The following is a 17,562-nucleotide window of genomic DNA, read 5'->3' as shown; positions in this document are numbered from 1 at the left end:
TCATCATAGCTAGAGTAACGTCTGTCTGAAGAGTAATGTATTGTCTGTAGAGTAACGTACTGTCTATAGAGTAATGTACTGCCTGTGGGTAACGTTCAGTATGAGAAACAACGTGTTGTCTGAGAAAGAACGTTTCTGTCTGATAAACAACGTTCTGCCCGAGAGTTACGTTCCGTTCGAGAAACATCGTGCTGTCTAAGAATAACGTTCTGTCTGCGCGGACGAACCTGGGCTCATCCCCTCCGCTGGATGCCGAAGCGCTCGAACCGTTCATGCCTTGATCGAATTCGATTTCGGTCGAATAAAGAATGAAGAAAAGCTGACAACAGCATCGTCGAAGTCTGCTCCCGCCGCTAGGTGGGGGCTGTTTGACGTTCACGGACGCGGGAACAGGTTGGCCCGAGGCGGTAGCGCCCTGCATGCAGGTGCGCAATGGCCCGCGTCCGTGGCGCCGCGGGCGACTAGAGCCCTGCATGGTGCGCAAAGAGCCGCGCGTGTGTGGCCGCGCGAGCGGGTAGCGCCCTGCAGGGGCGCAGTCGCAGCGCAGTGGCGGCATACCGAGCCATAAGCCTACAAGACTGCCGGGAATGATTCCCGGCAGTCTTTTATAATTGGAATCAGTCAAATCTTTACACTATATTGACATTATACCTGTTATAATGAATGCGCTTACATATAGCGGTGCATATTTACACCGATTGGATGGATGGATAACATTTCTCTTAAATCGTTTTGTTCCTTCCTGCGTTTCTACCCCATTCTATTCTATTCAGATTGGCATGACGACAACATTAAGGAGGTCCGTATGATGGATATTTTGCTGATCGAAGACGAAGAAAGCATCCGGGATGTATTAAAATCGTACTTTCTTAATGAAGGATGGAATGTAAGGGAAACTGACAACGGGAAATATGCGCTGCAATTGATCCAGAACTTTAAAATGGATCTCGTCGTGCTCGATTTGATGATCGACGGGATGCCCGGCGAGGACGTCTGCTGCAAAATCAGACAGTTCTCGACCGTGCCGATCATCATGATCACCTCCAAAGTGAAAGAATCTGATACGATTAACGGTCTCAACCTGGGAGCAGACGACTACATAACGAAACCGTTTCGCGTGAAGGAGGTCATTGCCCGCATTTACGCTTTAAAGCGGCGGATGGACATGTTTACAAACGACAAATCGAATGCGGTTGTGACCAAACGGTTCAATCAGGGACGATTTGTCATCAATTATACGACGAATGAAGTTTATGTGGATGGAAGACGGGTGGAGTTGACGCATACGGAATTCAAGCTGCTCAGCGTGTTGACAAAAACGCCGGGGAAAATTTACAGCAGGCAGGACTTGACGTACGAAATTCACGGCTATCGAAATATTGACGTCGGACGGACGATGGATATGCATATCCGCAATTTACGGAGCAAAATCGAACCCGACCCGAAAGAGCCGAAGTATATCGTGACCAAGATCGGCGCCGGGTACAAATTCGATGTTCAGCCTGAAGCCCAGCTATCATGATGCGTTGGTTATCCGGGACGCGAACGGCGCTCTTTGCCGCCTTCGCATCCATGTCCGTCCTGCTGCTTTCGGTGATGTATATCGGCGGTTCCATAGCGCGGGATATCGAGCTGCTCGAATATAAGAAGCAATATTACAAAGATCAGAGCTACAAGCTCGCCTACGCCGTTCAGACCCAGCTGAAGTCCGGGCCGCTGCCGGAAGACCAGCTTCAAATGCTTAAAGACTTGTCGTCGGTTTACACGTTTGCCTATCGCTATTATGCGGCCGACGGCACTACCGTGATGTACGATTCCGCCGAGCAGCGCCCGCGTTCGGCCAAGCCGTACGAGTTCGATGTTCCGATCGTTGTCGATGGCAGTACGGTCGGATATATTATCACGTACGTCGATCTGGGCAAGCGCGACTCCTCCTATTACCCCGGCGCGGGTATGGAATCGTCCCGCCATCACCTCACCTTGTTCGCCGGGCTGCTCGTTTTCGCCCTTATCGCAAGCTTGGTTCTCGCCCGCAGGCTGTCTCGCCCGATTGTGCGGACCGGCAAGGCGGCCGAGCGCATTGCGTCCGGCTATCGGAATACCGAGATGCCGATGGCCGGAACGAACGAAATCAGGCAGCTTGCCCATACGATCAACGTCCTGATCCGGGAATTCGACCGTCAGGAAGGGTGGCGGCAGCAGATGATGCAAGATTTGGCGCATGAGCTCCGGACGCCGCTGACGTCGCTGCTTTCCCGCCTGGAAGCGATACTGGACGGCATCTTGCCGTCGACGGAAGAGAATATGCACAAGATTCATACGGAAATCGAACGGCTGTGCCGGCTTGTGGACGATCTGGAAAAGCTGTCGGATGCGGAAGGGGCCCGTTTCCAGCTGAACATCCAGCGGGTGGACATGTCGCAGCTCGTCCGGGACGTATACGAAGGATTCGTATTTATGAGCAAAGGCAAATCGATCCGTCTTACGTTTCAGAAGCCGCATGTGCCTTGTTACGCCGAAGTCGATCCGGATCGCATCATTCAAGTGATTTCGAATTTGCTGTCCAACGCGATCAAATATACGCCGTCCGGCGGAGCGGTCGAAGTGGGGCTGTATCCCGCCCGCAATGAAATTGTCGTATACTGCCAGGACAACGGCATCGGCATATCGGAGACGGAGCTGACGCTGATTTTCAACCGTTTCTATCGGGTGGACAAATCACGTTCGAGGCATAACGCCTCAGGGGGAATAGGCGTCGGCCTGAGCATCGCCAAAGCGCTCGTCGAGGCGCATGGGGGAATGATCGGCGCCGAGAGCGTACTGGGCAAAGGTTCGAAGTTTTATTTCTGCATCGAAGCTGCGGACTGACCGCGGCACGCGGCAAGCGAGGACTGCGAATGGGCCGGATGGCCGCAGTCCGGCCGCTGGCGATTTTCTCCCGGTCGAACTTGCGCCGTCGGCAAAGCTTTACACTACGTTGACAGCAACGCTGCTACTATAAATGATAGCGGGATGTTCCGCGCCGCTTGAGAGATACCGATAACTCTGCATGTTTCATCACGCTTGCTAAGGGGGCGCTACCTTTGGCCAAAATCTTATTTAACCACGTATACAAGCGATACGGCAAGTTCAAGGAGTACGCCGTCAACGATTTCAACCTGGAAGTGGAAGACCGGGAGTTTCTCGTCTTTGTCGGCTCGTCCGGCTGCGGGAAGTCGACGACGCTCCGCATGCTGGCCGGTCTCGAGGAGATTTCCGAAGGCGAAATTTATATTGGCGATACGAAAGTGAACGATGTTCCGCCCAAAGATCGGGATATCTCGATGGTGTTTCAAAATTACGCGCTTTATCCGAATATGTCGGTGTTCGAAAATATCGCCTTCGGCCTGCGGCTGCGCAAAATGCCGAAGCATGAAATCGAGCTTTCGGTCAAGCGGGCGGCCCGCGTGCTCGAAATCGAGAACTTTCTGGACCGCAAGCCGAAGGAATTGTCCGGCGGCCAGCGGCAGCGCGTTGCGCTGGGAAGGGCGATCGTCCGTACGCCGCAGGCATTTCTGATGGACGAGCCGCTATCGAATCTGGACGCGAAGCTTCGCGTCCAGATGCGGACCGAGCTGATCAACCTGCATAAAAAGATCGGCGTGACGATCATTTATGTGACGCACGACCAGGTGGAAGCGATGACGATGGGCGACCGGATCGTCGTAATGGAGAAGGGCGTCATTCAACAGGTCGATACGCCGGAGAACGTGTACAACAAGCCGGCCAACCTGTTCGTCGCGAATTTTATCGGCAACCCGCCGATGAATGTTATCGCCGGCAGGCTGCAGGAGGGCGAGAACGGACTTGAATTTCATACGAACCGGTTCGCGCTCCGGATTCCGCAGCGACAGGCGCATCAGCTGCGCAGCGTCAACCAGGGGGCGGGCCGGTCGGTCGTCATGGGCATCCGTCCCGAAAATATCAGCTTCGAGGATGCCGCGTTTACGGCGCCGGATCATGAAAAGCTGAGCGGCGTGCTGCAGATCAACGAATTTGTCGGTTCCGACCGCTACTACCATATGAACATCGGAACGCCGAAGCCGATCGTCGTGCGCGCCCATCCGCGTTATCACTTCGGCGAGGGAGAACGCGCCGAATTTGCCGTCGATATGAACAAGGCGTTGTTTTTCCATAAAGAAACGGAAAAGCTGCTTGCCGATTGAAGATGTTGCCGGCGAAGGAGGAACAGGGGATGGCAGGGGCAAATCGAAAACGTTTCGGATTCCGGTTGTGGACCGTCATCTTGTCGGCGGCGCTGCTCGTCACCGCTTTAGCGCCGGTTAAGCCGGATACGGGCCGTACCGTGCATGCCGGGTCCGAGCATGCCGAGTCCAAAAATGCTGAGTCCGAACATGTCGAGTCCAAAAATGCTGAGTCCGCGCATGTCGAGTCCAAGAATACGAACAGCTTGTCCGCCGACCGGTTTGTAAGCGCTTCTTCCGGGCTGAAGGAGCCGTATTACGAGGAAGTACGCCAGCGGATGGCAGACGAGCGAATACCGTACGGGACGCGGCAGTATGTCATTTCGGCCGCACATATTTCGGAAAAATCCGAAGATTCCGATATTTCCGTCGGTTCATATGAAGGCGAGGACGGCGTGCTGCTTTGGTCTAATGCCAAAGGCTGGGTCGAGTATGAAATCGCCATCGATGAGGAAGGGCTGTACGAAATCGAAGCCGAATACGCGCCGATCGCGGACGATAGCCGGAGAAACCGCCGCGCGTCCATCCTGTCGGCGCAAATTAACGGCGTCTATCCGTTCCGGGAAGCGCGCTCCATGTCGTTCGAGCGGGAGTTCCGGAACGGGCCGCCGAGATATGACGCCAACGGCCATCAGCTGCAATCGGCCATTGAAGAAATCCGCGGCTGGAAGCGGAAGCCGTTCCGCGACTCGGACGGCGCTTATGCGCTTCCGCTGCGGTGGCATTTGCAGAAGGGCGTGAATACGATCCGGCTTCGCCTATCCCAGCAGCCGCTGGCGATCAAGTCGTTCACGATCCGGCCGCCGGCGGACATTCCCGGCTACGCGGAAGCGAAAGCGTCATACCCGGAAGCGACGGAGCGGAGCGGAGACACGATCGTCCTCGAGGCGGAGCAGTTCGAGAAGAAAAATTCGACCTCCGTTCAGACGCAGTACGACCGCGACGCCTTCACGACGCCGAAGTCGTTCAAGTACAGAGCCTACAACGTGCTCGGAGGCTGGGGCTGGTACAAGGGCGGGCATGCGGTGACCTGGGAGTTCGAGGTGCCGGAGGACGGGCTGTACAAGCTCGGCATGCGCGTCAACCAGAATTCTCGCAAAAACTTGTCCGTATTCAGAACGATATACATCGACGGAAAAATTCCGTTTCGGGAGCTGCAATCGTATCCGATTCGCTACGCTCCCGGCTGGCGGGGGGAAACGGTCGCGGACGAGAGCGGCGAGCCGCTGGCCTTCTATTTGACGAAAGGAAAGCATTCGCTCACCATGGAGGCCGGTTACGAGCCGTATATGCCGGTCATCGCCAATGTCGAGCCGATGGTTGAAGCGCTGAAGACGGTGATCGACCAGATTCGTTCGGCTACGGGCAACCGTCAGGACGACCGGTTCCGCGTATGGGATGTCGAGAAGGACATTCCCGGTGTGACGGAGCGGCTCGGCGGCATCAAGGAGCGGCTGGACCGGCAGGTGGAAGCGCTCCGGGAGATCAATCGGGAGATCGACGTTGTGGCCCAGACGTATCGTTCTGCGGCGAAAGATATCGAGGAGCTCATCGAGCAGCCCGAGAAAATTCCGACAAGCCATCTGACGCTTGGCACGATGCTGGAGCAGCTGCAGGATCAATACAGAGTGTTGATGGACAGTCCGCTGCAGATCGACAAGCTGTATGTCGCGCCCGTTCAGGCGCCGTTCCCGCGGATGGAGGCGAATTTTTTCGAGAAGACGAAGGCGGTTGCCGCGACCTTGTTCCATTCGTTCGACAAGCAGAACCGGATCGGCACGCAGGACAGCGACGTCCTGAACGTCTGGATGATGATGGGCAGAGACTATGTCGATGAGCTGCAAATGCTGGCGGACGAGCAATTTACGCCGGAATACGGGGTAAAGGTCAAGGTCAATCTCGTCCAGTCCCCCGACCTGCTCATTTTGGCGAAAGCTTCGGGCATATTGCCGGACGTTGCGCTTGGCGTTCCGGGCAACATGCCGTTCGAGATGGCGCTGCGGGGAGCGGCGCTGGACATCGGGTCGCTGCCCGGCGGCAAGGAGCTGATCGAAGGCTATCATCCGGGGGCGATGCTTCCGTTCTATTACGATGGAGGTTACTACGGCATACCGGAAACGACCAGCTTCAAAGTGCTGTTTTACCGCAAAGATATTCTCGGCAGGCTGAACCTTGGCGTGCCGGACACCTGGGACGACGTCTACCGGATGATTCCGACGCTGCTCAAGCATCAGTATTATTTTTACGTTCCGCCGGACGATTTCTCGTTCATGTTCTACCAGAACGGCGTCGACTTGTATTCGCCGGACGGCATGTCCACCGGGCTGAACCGGCCGGAAGCGTTCGACGCGTTCAAGAAATGGACGGATTTGTTCAACATCCACGGACTCGAACGGCAGGTTCAAAGCTTCTACAACCAGTTCAGGGCCGGCACGATGCCGATCGGCATCTCCGATTTCAACATGTACATGCAGCTGATGGTCGCCGCTCCGGACATTTTGAACGAGTGGGGGATCGCGCCGGTCCCGGGTACGCGCCAGCCGGACGGCTCGATCGTGCGCTGGGCGGCGGGCAGCAATCCGACGAGCGCGATGCTGTTCAGCGATACGCCGGAGAACAGGCGTGAAATGGCCTGGAAGTTTCTGCAGTGGTATTTGTCGGAGGAGACGCAAACCGACTACGGCTTGAATATGGAGCAGCTTCGCGGCGAATCGTTCCGCTGGAATACGGCGAACGTCCGGGCTTTCGCCAATATGCCCTGGCGGGCGGACGACCTGGCGGTCATTCTCGAACAGTGGAAATGGATCAAGGATATTCCGAACGTGCCAGGGGGCTATATGACGACGCGTGAGCTGGCGAATGCCTGGAACCGTGCGGTCGTGCCGGAAAGCCAGGCGCTGGAGTCGCCGCGCGTGGCGCTGGAGAAGGCCGTCAAATCGATCACCCGGGAGCTCGTCCGCAAGCAGCAGGAATTCCATTTCCGGGACAAAGCCGGCAACGTCGTGCGGACGCTTGACCTGCCGCAAATTCGCGAGCCGTGGAAAGGAGCGGATATCGATGTCGAGTAAGGCGGAAATCCGCCCTTTGCCCAAGACGAGAACGCCCGGAGCCGCGTTCGGATTCGGGAGCAAATTGACGCGCAGCATCAAGGAAACCGCAAGGAACGTATGGAAATGGCGGCTTTCCTACCTGTTTATCGCGCCGTTCTATCTGATGTTCCTGTTGTTTATTCTCATTCCGATTGTCGCCGGCGTGCTGCTCGGATTCACGTACTTCAACGCCATCCAGTTCCCGACATGGGTCGGCTGGATGAACTATCAGAATCTGTTCTCCCAGGACATCATTTTCCTGCAGCACGTCGTGCCCAATTCGTTCAAATTCGCCCTGTTTGTCGGACCGATCGGCTATATCGCCTCTTTTCTTCTCGCATGGCTGATCGCCCAGCTGCCGGGACTGCTGCGGACATGGTTCGCGCTGGCCATCTATGCGCCGTCCTTGACGGCGGGCATTGCAATGACGGTCGTCTGGCAGGTCATGTTTACCGGCGACCGGACCGGTTATTTGAACAGCTTCCTGCTGAAATGGGGGCTTATCGAAAAGCCGGTGCTCTTTACCCAGTCCAGCGAATTTCTGATGACGATCATGATTATCGTCTCGATCTGGTCTAGCATGGGCATCGGGTTTCTGGCTATTCTCGCGGGCATTCTGAACGTGGACAAGCAGATGTACGAAGCCGGACGGATCGACGGCATTTCGAGCAGGCTGCAGGAAATCTGGTACATTACGATTCCGTTGATGAAGCCGCAGATGATGTTTGCCGCCATCATGTCGATCGTCTACACGCTCAAGGCGGGCGCGATCGGCACGCAGCTGTCGGGCAGCAATCCGACGCCGAATTATGCCGGCCAACTGATGATCAACCATATCGAGGATTACGGATTCATCCGTTACGAGCTTGGCTATGCGAGCGCCATCTCGGTCGTTCTGCTCGTCGTCTGCTACGCTCTGAGCCGGTTTTTCGGTTACCTGTTCGCTCCGAAGGAGGGATAATAGATGCGCGGGCTCGACAATCGGATCCAGCAGCGCCTGTACGGGAAGCGGAAAGAGTGGATGCTGGCCGTCAGGCGGTTCGACCGCACGCAGCAGGCTATCGTATTGTTTCTGGCGCTTCTCTCCGTCTTCATGCTGCTGCCGATCGTGTACGTGTTCAACCATGCCTTCAAACCGCTGCACGAGCTGTTTCTGTTTCCGCCGACCTTTATCGTGCAGGATCCGACATTCCAAAATTTTATCGAGCTGCTGGCGCTGACGCAGGATACGGTCGTCCCGGCGACGCGCTACCTGTTCAACAGCATCGTCGTCACGTTTCTGGCCACGGCGGGGATGGTGGCAACCGGCGCTTTGTGCGCCTACGCGCTGTCGAAGCATCCGTTCCCCGGCGCGAAGCTTGTGATGGGGTCGATCATTACGTCCCTGCTGTTCGCGCCGGAGACGATCGCGATTCCCCGATACGTTGTCGTGCAAAGTCTCGGCATCATGAACACGTATTGGGGGCATGTGCTGCCGATGATCGCGATGCCGGTCGGCGTCTTCCTGATCAAGCAATTTATCGATCAGGTGCCGAACGAGATGATCGAGGCGGCCAAAATCGACGGCACGACCGAGTTCGGCATTTTTCTGCGGATCGTCGTGCCGATGGTTACGCCCGCGATCGCGACGATTACAATTTTGGCGTTTCAGAACGCCTGGGGCAATGCGGAGACGTCCACGCTGTTTATGCAGGAGGACGCGATGAAGACGCTTCCGTTCTATATGGGCACGCTGACCTCCAATCTGGCGAACGCGGTTGCCAGACAAGGAGCGGCGGCCGCCGGAGCGCTCATCATGTTTTTGCCCCAACTGATCATCTTTCTGCTGTCCCAGCGGAAAGTCATCGCCACGATGGCGCATTCGGGAATCAAGTAAGCCGGCGGGCAACGGAGGTTGGACCATGGTACTGCATCTGGTTAGACGGACGGCAAGGATCGGACTCGTTTGCCTCCTTTCCTTGGCCTTCATATCGATGAAGGCGCATGCCGAAGCGCCTTATCGAACCTATTTCGAGAACGGCAACGGCCGGGAGATTCCGACACGGCCCGCCTACAGTCCGGCCGGCGTAATCGGTGACGACATTTATGTGGACGACGGCGAAGGCGGAACGGTTCATTCTCCGCTCAAACGGCCGCAGGACCTCTTTATCGATGCGAACGATCATATTTACATCGCCGATACGGACAACAACCGGGTGGTCGAATTCGACGACCGCGAGCGGTTCGTGCGGGAAATCCGGGTGCCGGAAAGCCCGCTGAAAAGTCCGCAGGGGGTGTTCGTGACGGACGACGGGGACATCTATATCGCCGATACCGGCAACAAGCGCGTCGTCCGGCTGGACCGGGAGCTGCGGCTGGTGCGCGAATATGTGCGTCCGCAATCGGAGCTGATCCACGAATCGTTCATTTACGAACCGACCAATATGGTGGTCGACAGCAACGGCTTCGTCTTTGTCGTGTCCAAAGGAAGCTACCAGGGCGTCGTCCAGTTCGAGCCGGACGGAGCGTTCTTCGGATTTTTCGGGGCGAATGCGACGGAGGTCAAGCTGATGGACCGCATCCGGCGGCTGCTGTATACGAAGGAGCAGCTGAGCCGGCAGGTCAGGCTGCTGCCGCCGATTATCCGGAATATCGAAATAGACGGGCAGGGCTACATTTATACGGTATCCGGCTCATCCAAGGAACAAGTGAAAAAGCTGAATATCCGCAGCGAGAACGTATGGAAGGAACTCAGCTTCGGCGAGAAGGTCGCGCTGACGCCGGAGGAGCGGGAGAAGGACGTGCAACTGACCGACCTGGCGGTCGATGCGGGCGGAAACATGACGGTCATCGATAAAAATTTGAACATGGTGTCGCAATACGATGCCAGCGGAAAGCTGCAGTTTTTTTGGAAAAACCCGGCCTCCTCCACCGCCGTTCTGGGCTTGACCCAAAGCCCGGTCGCCGTGGATACGAATTCGCATGGCGAGCTGTTTATTTTGGACGATGCCTTGAACGTGGTGCAGAAGCTGAAGCCGACGGCGTTCGGGGCCGCCATCCGGCAAGCGTTCATGCTGACACAAAGCGGCAACTACAAGGAAAGCGTGCCTTATTGGGAGGAAGTCATCAAGCTGAACGCGCTTTTCTCGCCGGCTTATCACGGGCTCGCGCAAGCGGCCTTTAACGAAGGGGATTACGCCAAAGCGATCGCGTATTACAAGCTGGCCGGGGATGCGGCGGGATATTCGGACAGCTTCTGGCAGCTGCGGCTGCAGTGGTTTCAGCGCCATTTTTCGCTCATTGCGAACAGCCTGCTCATCGCCTCGGTCGCGCTTGCCGTCGCGCTCAGACTGAAACGGAATTTCCGTTTCGGCGCTCCGTCCCGGCCGCGGCGGAAGCGGCCGCGTCAGACATGGATTCGGCAGCTGCGGCATGCCTTCTACATTTTGAAGCATCCGCTCGACGGCTTCAGCGATTTGCGCTTCAAGAACAGCGGCGGATATGTAAGCGCGTTCCTGCTGCTCGGCTCCGCTGTGCTCGTGCTGCTCGTCAAAACGTATTATACCGGCTTTTCGTTCAATCCGAGACCGGCATCCGAACTGAACGGCGGCTTCATCATGTCCGGTTTTCTCGTGTCGTGGCTGTCGTGGGTCGTGTGCCATTACTTGATCGGCTCGATCCAGCAAGGGGAAGCCCGCTTTAAAGACGTGTTTGTCGGGAGCTCTTACGCGCTGTTTCCGTTCGTCCTGCTGTCGCTTCCGCTCGCGCTTGTCTCCAATGTGCTCACACTGAGCGAAGCTTCGATTTACCAGTTTTTCGAATGGGGCGCCATGCTGTGGTGCGGTGCGCTGTTCTTCTGGATGATCCAGTCGCTGCAAAATTACAGCGTCGGGGAGACGGTCGTCAACATCGCGCTGACGCTGCTGGCGATGATCGTCATGTGGGTGCTGATCTTCACCGTATTCGGTCTCGCTTCGGAGCTTGTCAGCTTCGGCTATACGATTTATCAGGAGGTGACGAAGTGAAACGGATATCGGTCCCGAAGCGTTGGCTGGCGTTGGCCGCAGTGTGCGCCGCGACGCTGGCGGCGCTGGCGGTCTTCGCCGCGCTGGCCGCGAACCGGCAGCCGCCGGCTGCGCCGCAGCCGGCTGCGCAGACGGCGGCGCAGCCGGCCGTGCGGCAGGAAGCGGCGGGAAGCGGCGTACCGGCCGCTCCGGTCCCGGACAAAGGCGAATTTGTCCCCGTCGCGGAGAGCCGATATTTGACGCTGCAGGCTAACCCGGCAACCGGCCATTTCATCGTGACGGACAAGCGGTCGGGGGATGTCTGGAAGTCGTATCCGGAGGAGGCGGGAAGCCGGGACGGACAGAATCAGGGGAAATGGCTCTCGAATCTGGAATCGCCGGTCATGATCAGCTACGTCGAGTTCAACGTCCGCCGGGATTTGGCGAAGGAATCCAATCTGAAGGAAGGAAAAGGGCTCGTTACCGGCTTCGCGGCGACCGGGCAAGGCTTTCAGGTGCGGTACGAGTTCCCGGAGCTCGGCTTTGTCATCCCGGTGGAAGTGCGCCTTGGCGAAGACTATGTGGAAACGAAAATTTTGAAAGACGGGCTGAAGGACGCGCGAATCTTTACCGAGGAGGAACGGAAGACGAAGAAGGACAACGAAGCCCGGCTCGTATCCGTCCGGCTTTATCCGTTCCTCGGCGCGCATACCTCGGAGCAGACGGACGGGTATCTGCTGCTGCCCGACGGCCCGGGGGCGATCGTGGACTTCAAGCGGGATCGCGCCGGCACGAACCATTATTACAACGAGCGGGTTTACGGGGCGGATTGGGCGTACAGCGCCAACGCGAAATTTTCCATCCGCCGATCGGTTCGCGCGCCGGTCTTCGGGATCAAGGCGGGCGAGAAATCGCTTCTCGCCGTCATTCATGAGGGCGCGGAGTACGCGAACGTGGTGGCGGCGCCTTCCGGCACGTTCAGCCCGTACAATTGGGCGACGGCCGAGCAGCAGTACCGATTTATGGATTACCAATATACGAATACCAAGAAAACGGAAGGTTATGTAACCTTTACGAAAGAGCTGACGGCGACGGACCGTTCCGTCCGCTATTATTTGATCGCCGGCGGGGATGACGGCTATGTGCGGATGGCGGCCCGCTTCCGGCAATATCTGATCGACGAAGTCGGCATGAAGCGGCTGCCGGCCGGCGATGACAAGTTGGCCTTGCAACTGCATGTGCTCGGGGCCGACGCCGAACGGGGCTTTCTGTGGGACTCCTATTTGCCGCTGACGACGACCGCCCAGGCGCAGGAAATCGTGCAGGAGCTGAACGCGGTCGGCGTCGAGCGGATGTCAGTCACCTATTTGGGCTGGCAGCGAAAAGGATACAGTTCGTACGGCGGCAGCTTCCCGCTGCCGGGCAAGCTCGGTGGCAACGAAGGGATGAGGCAGTTCGCCGATTTCGTGCATGCCAAGGGATACCGGCTGTATCTCGACGGATCGAACTACGCCTTCAACAATACGGGAGGCGACGGGTTCAGGCGCAATCGGGACGGTCTGCGCGACAACGGCGCCTCGGTCATCAGCTACCGCCGAAGGGGCACGGATAAAACGCTCGTAAGCCCGCGATTTGCTTCCAAGGTGATCGAAAAAGATTTGGACAAGATGCGGGCGCTCCATGTTGACGGTCTCGTATTCGGTCAAGGCATCGGCTCTTTGCTGAATACGGACTATAACGACAAATACGCCGCGACGCGGGAAGAGGCGGTGCAAATCCAGCAGCGCATGTTCGGGATGACGAAAGATGCGCTCGGACATGTTCAGGTCGAGGACGGAAACATCTATACGTGGAAATACGTCGACCATATTCACGGACTGCCTGTCGACGGTTCGGGCGATCTGTTCGTCGACCGGCAAGTTCCGTTCCTCCAGATCGCGCTGCACGGGCTCGTCACCTACTCGTCCGAATACGGAAACGACAGCGACGATTACGAGACGGCCTTTCTGAAGGGGATCGAATACGGGGCCGTTCCGTCCTTCGTCGTGACCTATGCGAAATCGCAGCAGTTGCTGGAGACGCGCTCGCTCGGGCAGTTTTTCAGCACCTACTACAAAGACTGGCTGCAGGAGATGGCTGCGCAATATCAGCGGTACGACGAGGCGCTCGGGGACGTGCAGCAGCAATGGATAACCGGCCATCGCGCATTGGCGGACGGCGTCTTCGAAACGGCGTACGGAAACGGCAAACGAATCGTCGTCAACTATAACGAGCGGCCGTATGCGGGAGACGGATGGACGGTACAGCCAAGAGACTTTGTCGTCGTCAAGTAGGAGGTGATCGCGTGGCTAAAAAACGGGTGTTGTCAACCAAAGCATACAGCCGGCTCGAAGGGCTCCTGTTCATGCTCCCCTGGCTGACGGGCTTTCTCATATTCATGGCGTTTCCGCTCGTCTTCTCGCTCTATATGAGTTTTCACAACGTCAGAGTGCTCCCGACCGGAATGAAGTACGAGCCGGCAGGCATCGAGTTTTACAAAACGATTTTGATGGGGAGCGCCGAGCTTTACGACCAGCTCATTCCTTTTTTCCAGCAAGTTGTGCTCATGGTGCCGGTCATCGTCATCTTCTCGCTGCTGATCGCGATCTTCCTCAACCAGAAGCTGAAGGGCCGGATCGTCTTCCGCGCGATCTTCTTTCTCCCGGTCATTTTCTCGACGGGGGCCGTACTGCAGGAATTTATGAATCAGGAGGAAGGCGGCCTCGGCTTTATGCGGAGCGAAATGGTCGGCGGCTTTCTGGACGCGTATGTCGGGGGAAGCCCCTGGGGCAAGCCGGTGCTGGCCGTGCTGGAGCATTTCGTGCTCGTGCTCTGGTATTCGGGCGTGCAAATTATCGTCTTTTTGGCCGGCCGCCAGACGATTCCCGGTTCGGTGTACGAATCGGCCAGAATCGATGGCGCCACGCCCTGGGAAGTATTTTGGAAAATTACGCTGCCGGCCATGTCTCCCTTCATGCTGCTCAATGTTTTTTATACCGTCGTCGATATGTTTACGTTTCCGTCCAACCCGATCATGTCGTTGATCGGCACCGGAAATTACGGCTACAGCAGCGCGCTTGCCTGGATTTATTTCTTCATTGTGCTCGTGTTTCTCGGCGTTGTCATGCTCGTCTACAGCAAGCTGTTCCGGTTTCGGTAAAGTTCATTTTCGCAGGGGGGTGAAAGCATGAGCGTTGTCAAATGGGACGTGCCGAAAGCGGCCAGAAGCAGGCCGGTGTTCAAGCCGACCCTTCGGCGCTTGCGCTACTTCGTTCTGGGCCGGGAAGTGGATAAAGGTTTTATTTTCAAATTGCTGCTGTATCTCATACTGATTTCGACCTCTTATATCTACTTGAACCCGATTCTTAAAATGATGACGAGAATGCTGATGGATGCCAAAGATCTGATCGATCCGACCGTGACGTGGATCCCGTCGTCGCTTTATTTCGGCCATCTCTCGTCGGCATGGGATATACTGCAATACGCCAAATCGCTCTCGATCAGCGTCGGCGTTTCGTTGACGGCGGCGGCTTTGCATTGCGTGACATGCGGCCTCGCCGGCTACGCGCTGGCGCGGCTCGACGTCCCGTTCAAGAAGCTGGCCTTCTTCCTGCTGCTGCTCGCCTTTATAATCCCGCAGCAGGTTATCGTTCTGCCGACGATTCTGCTGTTCCGGACGCTCGGGCTGGACGGCAGCCTGTTCACCCTGATTTTGCCGGCCATGTTCGGCTTCGGCGTGAAAGGCTCACTCTTCGTCTTTATTTTCCGGCAGTTTTTCATGACGCAGCCGAAGGAGCTGGAGGAGGCGGCCAGGCTGGACGGCGCTTCCGCCATCCGGTTCTATGTCAAGGTGATGCTGCCGTTGTCGAAGCCGGCCATTCTGGTCGTCTTCCTGTTCTCGCTGGTCTGGACATGGAACGACACCTATTTGCCCCGCATGTTTCTCGCGAGCGCGGCCGACGTGCCGCTGGCGACGCAACTGACGCGGATGGACACGATGTTGAACACGTTTATCGAATCGGGCGGCTATCCCGAGTATGTAGCCGAACCGATCAAGATGGCGGCCAGTTTTCTGACCATTCTTCCTCCGCTGCTCATCTATCTCTTCACGCAGCGGTATTTCGTGGAAAGCGTGGAGCGGACCGGCTTGGTGGAATAGCACGAGCGGCGCTGCGAGAGGGGTGAGGCCGGGAGAGATAACGGGGGAATTATTGCGGTTAGGGAAAGCAAGAAACCGGCAGTCGCAGGGAAAAGCGGACGCAGCAAGCGCGGCGGAAAGCGGTGCCTGCGGAGGAGAGCCGTGCGCGGCGGTCGGGACAGAAGGCGGCGCATGCGGAGAAGGGCCGGCCTCTGCGTATGCGGAGGTGGCCCAAAACTGCAAAAGTGCATTTTTTTTCGCTCCAAAAAGCGCGAAAATCAAAATGCCTGCAAAAATACAGTTTTTATGGAAATTTATGCTGGTTTAGGTGTTATTTTCAAAAAAATCCTGCATTATCGCAGGAATTTCTCCGTTTTGGTTATAATCAGCGCAAAAAAGATGTACTTTTGCAGGAATCTTCGGTTCAGGCTTTAGAGTTTGATCGGAAGAAAACGTAAACCATTTTCAAAGGAGGAGTCATTCCATGAGAAAGCGAACTAAACATTTAACGCTCATCATGCTGACGGTTACAATCTTCGCTCTGCTTGTCGCGGCTTGCTCGTCAGGCACGGAACAGGCGCCCGGTTCGTCGGACACCCCGACCGCAAACACGAACGACAACTCGGAACAGACGGGAGATACGGAAGAACAGAAGGCCGATCTGAAGCGGTTTTCGAACGAGCCGGTTACGCTGAAAGTGGCGACGCCGTGGGGGATCGATTACTTCATGTCGCGGATCGGCAACCATATTCAGGAAAAGCTGCCCCATATTACGCTGGAACATATCGACTGGGACGGCACCGTGGAAAAAATGCAGGAATTGTACGCGGCCGATGTCGTGCCGGACGTGCTGCTCGCGTTCACCGGACAGAAGCCGTTGGAAGATTTGGAGATGGTGTATCCGCTGGACGAGATGCTAGAGGCTTACGGCTTCGATCTCGGCACGCTCGATCCGGCGGCGGTTGCCGAAATCCGGGCGCGCGACGCGCAGGGCCGGCTTGTCGGAATGCCGCAGGAAATGGGCTATATCGGACTCCATTATAATAAGGAAATATTCGATAAATTCGGGGTGGAATATCCTAGGGATGAGATGACGTGGGACGAAGTGCTCGATCTGGCCAAGCAGATGACGGCCGAACGGGACGGCGTCAAGTATCGCGGCCTGGAGTTCGGAGTGGACGCTCCGCTCCTGCAACTGTCGGTAACGAAAACGGACCCGGAGAGCGGGGATGTGCTGCTGACGAAAGAGCCGAAATTTACGCAGTATATGGAGCTGATGAAAAAATATTATGAAATTCCGGGGATGATCGATCCGGAGGCGACGGGATTCGCGGAAAAAACGGTCGCGATGAGCGTCAACTGGCACGGCTTTTTGACATGGTTCGGCGGCGGATCCGATGAGGAAGCCGTGGAATACCAGAAACAGATGGACATTGCCCCGCTGCCGTCCTGGCCGGATTTGCCCCAAACGTCCACCATTCCGGTCGGCATTCATCCCTGGGCGATCAACAGCTTCAGCGAGCATAAGGAAGCCGCCCTGCAGTTCGTCATCGAAAGCGTCTCGCCGGAGTATCAGACGAAGCTCGCGCGGGCGGGAACGCCGACCGTGCTGTCGGATATGGCGATCAAGCAGCAGTTCGGCGCGGAGCTGATCCGGTTCGAGGGGAAAAACATCGGCGCCTTTACGAAATATCCGCTAGCGGAACCTCCGGCCAGATTGAGCTATTGGGACCGTTACGTCAATCTCGATATGCAGCAATTTACCCAATCCGATATGAACATTTCGGAGTTTTTGCGCAAGGCGGAAGAAGAATCCCAGTTGAAAATCAAGGAAGCGATGGCTCAGCAGAAGTAGCGGCGGTTGACAGGAATCGGCAGTTGATAGGAAGCGGAAGCTGATAGGAAGCCGCAGCAGAATGGAAAAGGTCGGACGTCCCGAACGGCGGGCCTTTTCCTTTTATTCCGAATTAGACCCCCATGCCGCTGACGCGGCACCATCAGATGATGAAAATAGGGGACGTGCGGTATAATGGACTTGCGGCTGGCGAGGGAGGTCGCCAAACTATGGT

Annotated in this window: 11 protein-coding genes; all 11 read left to right on the top strand. The window is 56.7% G+C overall.

The features are described 5' to 3' along the window. Nucleotides 1-805 precede the first annotated feature (805 nt). Nucleotides 806-1,522: a response regulator transcription factor gene (locus ABEV74_RS08650; RefSeq protein WP_235593196.1), complete on the top strand. Its 717-nt coding sequence runs from the start codon at nt 806-808 to the stop codon at nt 1,520-1,522. Continuing rightward, entirely contained in the window at nt 1,519-2,868 is a 1,350-nt protein-coding gene (locus ABEV74_RS08645) for a sensor histidine kinase (protein WP_430145166.1), read from the top strand. The genes ABEV74_RS08650 and ABEV74_RS08645 overlap by 4 nt, the downstream gene beginning before the upstream one ends. Before the next feature lie 215 nt (nt 2,869-3,083). Further along, on the top strand, nt 3,084-4,205 hold the full coding sequence (locus ABEV74_RS08640) for an ABC transporter ATP-binding protein (protein ID WP_062494363.1): 1,122 nt from the start codon (nt 3,084-3,086) through the stop codon (nt 4,203-4,205). 29 nt (nt 4,206-4,234) lie between these two features. Further along, nucleotides 4,235-7,312: an extracellular solute-binding protein gene (locus tag ABEV74_RS08635; RefSeq protein ID WP_430145162.1), complete on the top strand. Its 3,078-nt coding sequence runs from the start codon at nt 4,235-4,237 to the stop codon at nt 7,310-7,312. Beyond that, a complete protein-coding gene (locus ABEV74_RS08630) occupies nt 7,302-8,294 on the top strand; it encodes a carbohydrate ABC transporter permease (RefSeq protein ID WP_430145159.1) in 993 nt (330 codons plus the stop codon). The genes ABEV74_RS08635 and ABEV74_RS08630 overlap by 11 nt, the downstream gene beginning before the upstream one ends. A gap of 3 nt (nt 8,295-8,297) precedes the next feature. Next, nucleotides 8,298-9,209 (top strand): carbohydrate ABC transporter permease, encoded by a 912-nt coding sequence (locus tag ABEV74_RS08625; RefSeq protein WP_430145156.1) that lies wholly within the window; start codon nt 8,298-8,300, stop codon nt 9,207-9,209. A gap of 25 nt (nt 9,210-9,234) precedes the next feature. Continuing rightward, a complete protein-coding gene (locus ABEV74_RS08620) occupies nt 9,235-11,337 on the top strand; it encodes a YIP1 family protein (protein ID WP_430145153.1) in 2,103 nt (700 codons plus the stop codon). Further along, on the top strand, nt 11,334-13,649 hold the full coding sequence (locus ABEV74_RS08615; RefSeq protein ID WP_430145150.1) for a DUF5696 domain-containing protein: 2,316 nt from the start codon (nt 11,334-11,336) through the stop codon (nt 13,647-13,649). Before ABEV74_RS08620 ends, ABEV74_RS08615 begins: the two co-directional genes overlap by 4 nt. Before the next feature lie 11 nt (nt 13,650-13,660). Next, entirely contained in the window at nt 13,661-14,515 is an 855-nt protein-coding gene (locus ABEV74_RS08610; RefSeq protein ID WP_062494355.1) for a carbohydrate ABC transporter permease, read from the top strand. Nucleotides 14,516-14,542: 27 nt separating this feature from the next. Further along, complete coding sequence (locus ABEV74_RS08605) at nt 14,543-15,514, top strand: carbohydrate ABC transporter permease (protein ID WP_213529863.1); 972 nt, start codon at nt 14,543-14,545, stop codon at nt 15,512-15,514. Between the two features lie 463 nt (nt 15,515-15,977). Further along, nucleotides 15,978-17,348 (top strand): ABC transporter substrate-binding protein, encoded by a 1,371-nt coding sequence (locus ABEV74_RS08600; RefSeq protein ID WP_430145147.1) that lies wholly within the window; start codon nt 15,978-15,980, stop codon nt 17,346-17,348. The last annotated feature ends 214 nt before the right edge of the window (nt 17,349-17,562 follow it).

The organism is Paenibacillus cisolokensis (assembly GCF_050481165.1).
Classification (GTDB): Bacteria; Bacillota; Bacilli; order Paenibacillales; family Paenibacillaceae; genus Paenibacillus_AH; species Paenibacillus_AH cisolokensis.
Note: the sequence above shows the minus strand (reverse complement) of the source record. Positions and strands in the feature narration are given on the sequence as shown.